General features: G+C 52.2%; 3 protein-coding genes. 1 reads left to right on the top strand and 2 read right to left on the bottom strand.

Going from position 1 to position 6,106, the window contains the following annotated elements; translation table 11 throughout:
* The first annotated feature begins 755 nt into the window (after window positions 1-755).
* Window positions 756-2,387 carry a bifunctional aspartate transaminase/aspartate 4-decarboxylase gene (locus tag ACR0JF_RS21320; protein ID WP_170660567.1) on the top strand — a complete coding sequence of 544 codons (1,632 nt, stop codon included), beginning with the start codon at window positions 756-758 and terminating at the stop codon, window positions 2,385-2,387.
* A gap of 99 nt (window positions 2,388-2,486) precedes the next feature.
* Here the strand turns inward: ACR0JF_RS21320 and aspT are convergent, their stop codons facing one another.
* Together aspT and ACR0JF_RS21310 are read right to left on the bottom strand one after the other, a co-directional pair.
* Window positions 2,487-4,187 carry an aspartate-alanine antiporter gene (gene aspT, locus ACR0JF_RS21315; RefSeq protein ID WP_170660568.1) on the bottom strand — a complete coding sequence of 567 codons (1,701 nt, stop codon included), beginning with the start codon at window positions 4,185-4,187 and terminating at the stop codon, window positions 2,487-2,489.
* A gap of 588 nt (window positions 4,188-4,775) precedes the next feature.
* On the bottom strand, window positions 4,776-5,654 hold the full coding sequence (locus ACR0JF_RS21310) for an ATP-binding protein (protein ID WP_480669848.1): 879 nt from the start codon (window positions 5,652-5,654) through the stop codon (window positions 4,776-4,778).
* Between the last annotated feature and the right edge of the window lie 452 nt (window positions 5,655-6,106).

Raw genomic sequence — 6,106 nt, 5'->3', positions numbered from 1 at the left:
GTCAAATCAGTGTGTCTGGGAAGCTGATACGCCGCTAGGATTGTTGCGATACCAGCGTAGTGTCAGACGTCATTCTTTTGGGTTGGTTCAATTACCACTCTCGAGAACGAATGGTAGAGATTTTCAGGTGAAGACTTTCATGTTTTTTTTCGGTGAACTTGCTGTCGATCTGAAATCTGCATCTCAAAGTTCATCAACGACAGTTTGGTTCTTCAGCCAACTACTGAGATCGGATATCTGGTAGTCTGCTTTGGGCTGCGCCATTATAGGCACGCTCAGTCGGACCCAAGATACCCGTCCCCGCAAACAACGGCATGATGTTCAGCCCCAAAGGCTCCAAGAGCCATCAAAACGAAGACTACGTCAATCGCCACCCGACCCAAAGATACTGAATTCGCAGCCTGTATAGCCGCCATTTGCCGCCAGCCCAAAGTTCCGACAATATAAAACTCACAACTTGGAGTACTGTACTGCTGTTCGTTGCTATCACCTTGCCGATCACGAACAAAAACGGTTTTTGCGGAAAAGCGAACGTTACAGATCTTTGAGGGATGTCAGCTCCGAACCCAGAGCCTCAGCACAATTTCTATCACTCTGACGGCCTTGCAAGTAAGTTACAGCCAAGTCTTCTAATGACGACACGCAATCCTCGGTTATGCGTTCATCCCTTCAATTAGCGTTGTTTTCATTGACACATTGCCTTGCATGCGATCCGCTTAGCTACGTCATCTGTTTTAACGCAAGGATTTGATGTCATGCCAGAATCGCTCAACCTGCATAAATTTGAAAACCTAAGTCCTTTCCAAATCAAAGACGAACTTATCAAGTTGGCGCAAAAAGAGGCGCGGCAGATGGCTCTGCCATACCTAAATGCCGGTCGAGGGAACCCAAACTGGATCGCCACCAAGGCGCGGGAGGCATTTTTCCTTTTGGGGCAGTTCGCCATGACAGAAGCACAGCGCCATCGAAATGACCCAGAGGTCGGTCTGGCTGGGATGCCGCAAGGGCCAGGCTGCTATGATCGGCTCAAAACGTACTGCGCGAAATCGGTTGAAGGAAACGGCCCTCCTGGTGCGGACACTTTGGTGGCAGTCGTTGATTTTGCAATTGAGAAATTTGGATTTACGCCCGACGATTTCGTACTCGAGTTGACTGACGGTATCGTCGGCGACCATTACCCGATGCCCGACCGTTGCATGGAACACAACGAAGCGATCGTCCACGAATACGTTATGTGGGCGATGTGCGCAGGGCACCGACCGGATGCGAAGTTTGATATCTACGCAGTTGAGGGTGGAACCGCAGCGATGTGTTACATCTTCAAAGCGCTCAAGAACCAGAGATTGCTGAATGCCGGTGACACGATTGCGTTGGGTACACCGATTTTCACGCCCTATCTGGAGATGCCGGTCCTTGAAGACTATGGGCTGAACACAGTGGATGTCTCTTCGAAAGAAGAGGATCACTTTCAACTGAACGACGAAGATTTCGAAATTCTGTCCGACCCGAAAGTCAAAGCACTGTTTCTGGTTAATCCGGGCAATCCGTCTTCAGTCGCTATCAGCCCCGAGGTCTCGGCTCGGCTTGTCGAGTTCGTAAAGACCCGCCGCCCGGACCTGATCATTTTGACTGACGATGTTTACGGGACCTTCGTTCCAAACTTTCAGTCGATCTTGGGGCATCTGCCTGAGAACACGATCGGGGTTTATTCCTACTCCAAGTATTTTGGTTGCACCGGCTGGCGTCTAGGCACGATTTTGGTGGCCGAGAACAACATCTTCGACAAGATGATTGCGGATGCTCCGGATGAAACCAAGGCCGTCGTCAACGCACGCTACGAAACGCTGACGCCTGATCCATCGTCGTTCAAGTTCATCGACCGGATCGTCGCCGACAGCCGCGATGTTGCGCTGAACCACACTGCTGGTCTGTCGCTACCGCAACAGGTGATGATGACCTTGTTTTCACTGGTCGAGCTTATGGACGAAGAGAAAGCCTATCAGAAATTCTGCTGGGGTATTCTGAAACATCGCTTTGACGAGTTGGTCGACGGGATGGGCATCGAAGTTCCCGATAACCCGCTTTTTGACAAATACTACGGTATCATCGACTTCGAATTTTGGCTTCGCAAATACGTGGGCGAAGAAGTAGTCGAATGGATCAAAGAGAATGTCCACCCGCTGGATATATCCTTCAAGCTGGCTCAGGACCATGGGATCGTGTTGCTGAATGGATCGGGCTTTGACGCACCGAACTGGTCGGCGCGGGTATCGTTCGCCAATTTGGATGATAGTGCTTACCGCCAGATCGGAAGAGCGGTGCGCGCGGTGGCCACTGGTTACGTGCAGGCCTACCGGGCCTCGAAAGGACTGCCTTTGCACGGTTGAGATCTAGCAACAGCCTAGAGCAACGGATCAGCATGATAATTAGTACAAATGCTGATCTCACCCCTCCAAGCTAAGCTCCCAGTTGTTGTGCGGCCTGACTTACGGAACAAAAGCCACAACCAACGGTCCCCAGAGTGTCAGGAAGATATTGGCCACGGCATAGGTCATGGTGAAGGCAGGTGTCGGTGTCGAGTTCCCGGCTTTTTCCAATAGTGTCGCAAAACCGGGATTGCCCGAGCGTGACCCGGTCACAACCGCACAAGCCTCAACCGGGTTCTTGATACGCAGGGCGAAGTAGTTGATCGGGAACTGCACGATCATGGGCATCAATGTAACCACAACACCCAAAAGCAGAAGTATGATCCCATATTCCTGGATCGCCTCCAGTGCGGGTTTGCCTGCATTGAGGCCAACGACACCAACAAACACGGCTAAACCAAAGCTCTGAAGGAAATTCGCGGCCCCACGGTTAATACCGCCGATCTTGGGTTGCCGGATGCGCAAATAGCCGATGATCAATCCTGTAACCAAGCAACCGAGGCCGGACCCCAAAGCCACCTTCGTTCCTGCGATGACAAAACTGATCTCTCCGATCAAATAGCCAATGGCTACGCCGATCCCCAACGCAATGAAATTGGTGACCGAGGCCGAAGGCGGCACATAGCCCGCAACTTTGGCAACTCGATTCAGGTCGTCCTTGTGGCCGACAATACTGATCTCGTCACCTGCGTGGATCTCAGTATTGTGCAGGACGGGGACATCATGGCCCATGCGAGTGATCTTTGAGATATGAACACCGCGCCTTTGATCTGCCGTCAGAGCTTCGCGCAGTTCTGCCAAGGTTTTACCGGTCAGTTTGCGGTTGGTGACCACGACGTTGCGACGTTCCTCCACAACCGTCAGTTCAGGGGGATACTCTCCGATTTCGCCACTGGCGCTCCCCTCGAACTGGGTCAAAATCGCGACGAGCCCGGAGACGACCACAACGTCTCCGGCATTGACGATCGTTTCAGGGGTCGGATCCACAGGAGCGCCATCGTGGAGCAACCGTTCGACGATCAGATCGCCATCATAGCCGCTTTCAATGTCCTTGACGGATTTTCCGGCAATGCTTGCATCCGCATTTACCTGATAGGCGCGGGCGTCAAACCGATTCATGGGAAGGAACTCACCTTCCTCTAGTTTGGGACCACCGCCGCCGAGTTTCTGAGCCAACTTAATCGCTTCTTGCCGCAGATCGACACGCATGATGATGGGAATGATGCTAACTGCCAATATCGGGCCGATTGAGCCGAAGATGTAAGTAACCGAGTATCCTACGGCGATGTTGGTTTTCAGTTTTTCCGCCTCATCAGCGGCGAGCCCAAGCAGATCGATGGCGTTTCCAGCGGTGCCAATGATTGCAGATTGTGTCAGGCCGCCAGCGGCCAGCCCCGCGGCCAGCCCTTTGTCCAAGCCCGCCAACCGCGCAACAACGATAACAAAAAACAACCCCCAGAGGGTCATCATAAACGCGGCCAGTAGCTTGGTCAGCGCAGTTCGGTTCAAGGCTGCAAAAAACTGAGGCCCGCCGTTGTAGCCGACCATGAATATGAAGAGGGAAAAGAATACATTCTGAACATCGGTGCTAAGGTTGATACCACCGATCTGGCCAATGAAGACTGCCACCAACAACGTGCCCGCAATGCCCCCCAATTCGAACTTGCCGACCCGAAACTTTCCGACGCCGTATCCAAGACCCAGACAAAGAAACAATGCCATGATCGGGAAGGCGCGAAGCTGTTCTGTAATCAATTCCATTATTTAATCTCCAGGGTTCAAACGCTGGTCATTTCCCCTCAAGATACAGCGCCCTACTGTATTGAAAACAAAAAAATTTAGACACCCGACGTCGTGCGGACTCTATGAAACCATTCGGAACAATTTCTTATAATTGCTCGGGTGAACTTGAAATCAAAAAACTATTTTCAAAATGTAGGTCACGCCATTCACTCTTTGCCTTTTGGGAATGAGCCTTTGCCATTTCGGGGGTTTCACGTGGTCCCTTCTCAAATGCTGCAGATCTCCACTTAATTTGCAGCGAACGGAGGTTGTTTTTCTGACCTGATCTGCAGCAATGAAGCGATCACTCTGAACGGCGGGATACTGTGTACAGAACAGCGTCGTCGTGAGCGCAGTTAAGTCTTTGGCCTCTTCTTCCCGATTTGTGCGACAGAGCCGAAGGTTACGCAGATTTACAGGAGTTAACGCGATTTCTGCAGCTACTGGTGTAGAAATTTCAGTCTGGGTGAAACGATGTCTTCCGATCTGCAAAAATGGAGCGTGCAACAAGTTGTGAAAGCCGGCACCGACCAAAGGTCGCCCGCCAAAAGTACTCTCAACTGAGGCTCAAAACCTGATCCGAAAACTGGCGCCGTGTTCTCGGGTCATTGTCTCGATCACTGCATTTGCTTGTTTCAATACAGCGGAAACAATGGATAAGCCCAAGCCAGTACCGCCTTGATCCCGTCTAGTCGTGAAGAAGGGCTCGCTTATGCGCGTAGTGTTGCGCGGGGAAATTCCCGAGCCATCGTCAGAGACAATCAAGCTGTTAGAAGCTGAATCAAATGTAATGTCGACACATGTTGCCCCGTGCTGGAAGGCATTTTGCAAAAGATGATGCAGAACAATGTGCCCCTGATCTTTGGACAATGGTAGGCGCGTGTCGGAAGGCGCGTGACACTCAATGACGTGCTCTGAAAACTCGGCTGATGCGGCTTGGACAATATCCGCCAATGGCGTTGGGGTCGCGTCAGTTTGAATGCTGGCCCGGGCCAGTTCGCGAAGACGCACCAGCAGAGCGTTCATGCGCAGACATTCCTCCTTTATGTTGTGAACCAGTTTCTGATTTCGGTCACCGGGTAGAGCAGATGGTCCTTCAGACAACAGCTCGGCCGCACCATGAATTGCGGTGACCGGCGATTTCAACTCATGTGTGACATGGCTCGTGTAAGTTTCAATCGCTGTGGAACGTTCTGACAAGGTTGCGGCCATAGAAACGACGTTATTGCCCAAATCCGCCAATTCCCTCACCCCATAGTGCGGCACCGGGTCAGGCGTTGGCTTCGACCCGTTTGCGACATCTCGGCTTTGACTGCTGAGGTCGCGGATTGGCTTCGAGATCAGTCGCCACATCATCCAACCGACCCCGACCGCAGACACAAGCATAAACACGGCAACAGAACCCAGTGTGAACCGTTCCTGAAACAAAAACTTCCTCAGGTCCATGGGCGTGCGCGACAGGTAAACGGAGCCGATAACCCGATTGCCCAACACAACGGGATGTGCAACGAAAACGCGATATGACGTGTCCCGGCTGATCGAATTCAGAAGATGCCGCTCAGACGGATTTTCCCGATGCCGCAACACAGAAACGGTTTCCCCCTGCAGAGCTTGAGACACTTCCGGGACATGCAGAAAGGACCCGGTGACGGATCCGCTGCTGGCAATGACTCGGCCAGAATGATCCGTGAAAACATATCCTGACAGAGTCGTCTTCTTTGCAGACATGGCCAACTGGGACAACGTTTGGGAAATCGCCGCGTACGGCGCAGCCAAAGGTTCATCTATTGAAACCGGATCGGGTCTGGGCGGTGAAACCTCTCCGCGAAGCAGGTCCAAACTAGGTGCTATGGGATGAAAGTCCTGCTGAAGCCGCGTAATCTGCTCGGGGGACAAGC

The sequence above is a fragment of the Ruegeria sp. BG11 genome (assembly GCF_056538565.1).
Note: the sequence above shows the minus strand (reverse complement) of the source record. Positions and strands in the feature narration are given on the sequence as shown.

Bases quoted from the DNA above. Each gene is read 5' to 3' on its own strand.
- aspT (WP_170660568.1), bottom strand. From the start codon at position 4,187: ATGGAATTGATTACAGAACAGCTTCGCGCCTTCCCGATCATGGCATTG.
- ACR0JF_RS21310 (WP_480669848.1), bottom strand. From the start codon at position 5,654: ATGGACCTGAGGAAGTTTTTGTTTCAGGAACGGTTCACACTGGGTTCT.
- ACR0JF_RS21320 (WP_170660567.1), top strand. From the start codon at position 756: ATGCCAGAATCGCTCAACCTGCATAAATTTGAAAACCTAAGTCCTTTC.